Origin of the sequence: Streptomyces sp. WELS2, assembly GCF_013870595.1 — a bacterium.
Taxonomy (GTDB): domain Bacteria; phylum Actinomycetota; class Actinomycetes; order Streptomycetales; family Streptomycetaceae; genus Streptomyces.
The window spans coordinates 1-1,617 of sequence record NZ_JACBWZ010001153.1; the positions used below are offsets into that span (position 1 = coordinate 1).

Annotated in this window: 1 protein-coding gene and 1 pseudogene; both read right to left on the reverse strand. The window is 73.0% G+C overall.

The window, feature by feature from the left end; translation table 11 throughout:
• Positions 1-308 (reverse strand): annotated as a pseudogene (locus H5J33_RS34535) (3' terminal RNA ribose 2'-O-methyltransferase Hen1); the annotation flags it as partial.
• A 155-nt stretch (positions 309-463) separates the two neighbouring features.
• Positions 464-1,453, reverse strand: coding sequence for a hypothetical protein (locus H5J33_RS34540; RefSeq protein WP_220213021.1), 990 nt, complete (start codon positions 1,451-1,453; stop codon positions 464-466).
• Positions 1,454-1,617: the final 164 nt, after the last annotated feature.

Here is a 1,617-nt window from a genome sequence, read left to right on the forward strand (position 1 = left end):
ACGTTGCCCAGCGCGACGGCCAGCAGCGAGGAGGCCGCGTACGGACGGTCGTTGACGTACTGGGCAAGGGCCGCGTCGGGTGCGCCGCCATGGCCCTTGCCCCGGCCGCGCCTGACCAGCGCGACGGGATCGATCTCCAGCAGCAGCGCGGCCGTGCAGCGTTCGGCGTCCGCCTCGGGGTAGAACACATGGGCCGTGCCGTACGAGGTGGAGAACGCCTGTGCCTTGTCGGGGTGCTTGTGCAGCAGGAACCCGAGGTCGGTGGCCGGGCGCGCGGCCGTGCCGGTGGTCGAGATCGTCACGAACATGCGGTCGAGTCTCCCGGCCGGGGTCCGCGCCCACCACCGGTTTTCGGGCCGCTCCCACCGCGTGGGTCCCGGCCGGGGCGGTCACCGCCGCGCCGGTCCCGGCCGGGGCGGTCACCGCCGCGTTGATCCCCTCCGGGACGGTTCGCCGGCCGGGGTCAGGAGGCTTCGGCGATGACCTTGCGGGCGTTCGCGACCGCGCGCTCGTGGACTGCCTCCCGGCTCTCCAGCGCCTTCCTGTTCTTGTCGACGGCGGCCTGCTGCGCGCGGGTCTCGACGGCGTGCACGGCCTTGACGTAGCCGGTGTCGAGCTTGCAGCGGGCGTCGGCGGCGGCGGTCTTCCTCTCCTTGGCCGACGGTTTGTCGGTGCGGAACCAGGCGAGGTCGGTCGACGCCCGCTCCGGGTCCGGGTAGTGCAGCCCCTGCTCCTTCATGCACTGCGCCCAGGCACGGTCGGCCTGCTTCCAGGCGGCGTCCTTCCTCGCCCGCGCGTGTGCGTCGGCCCACAGCTTCATGGCGACCGTGTAGGGGCCGGTGAGCCGTACCCCGCCGATCTCGGCCGGCTCGGGCTCGGCGCCGTAGATCTTCCGGCGCGCCTCGCCCATGCAGCCGCCCTCGGGGATGGGGTGGCCGTGCGCCCGGCGGCTGTCGCCGGTCCCGAAACGGCCGGTGAGGGCCGGGTACTGGTCGGCGGCCCACTCCAGGGGCTGTTCGGCGGACTCCTGCCCCGGCCGCCCGTGGTAGCCGTACGTGGCCGCCAGGTCGGGGTCGTCCACCCCGTACGGGCTGTCGTCACCGACCCTGCCGCCGCCCGTGGGGGTGCCCTGCCGCACCGGGTAGGTGGACTCGACGCTCCTGACGTCGAACGCCGTGAAGCTGGTGAAGCCGAGCCGGAGCATGCACTTCCCGGTCAGGATCCACTGTGCCCGGTCGACGGCCTTCGCGCCCCCGGCCTCCGGGTCCGGCAGATAGGCGTGGAGCGGGAGCGACTCCATGGTGTTGAGGTCGCGGGCGTCGTCGTCGGCGCCGGTGCCGCCGCCGGACTGGCAGGCGGTCACGGCGAGCAGGCCGGTGAGGGCGAGGGGAAGGAGTCTGCGCACCGGGACATCCGACCAGCCGGACTCCCCGTGCGCTGTGACGGAGCCCATAATTCCGGTACACGGCGTTCACATGGCCGGCATGTGACGTCCGTTACGGCCCCCCGGGCCCGGACCTGATGGAGTGATCCCTCGTCAACTGACCACTGACACAGGGAAAGAGGGGGAACCCCATGACCATCGACCAGGCGGTCCCGGGCCGCGGACTCGGGCAG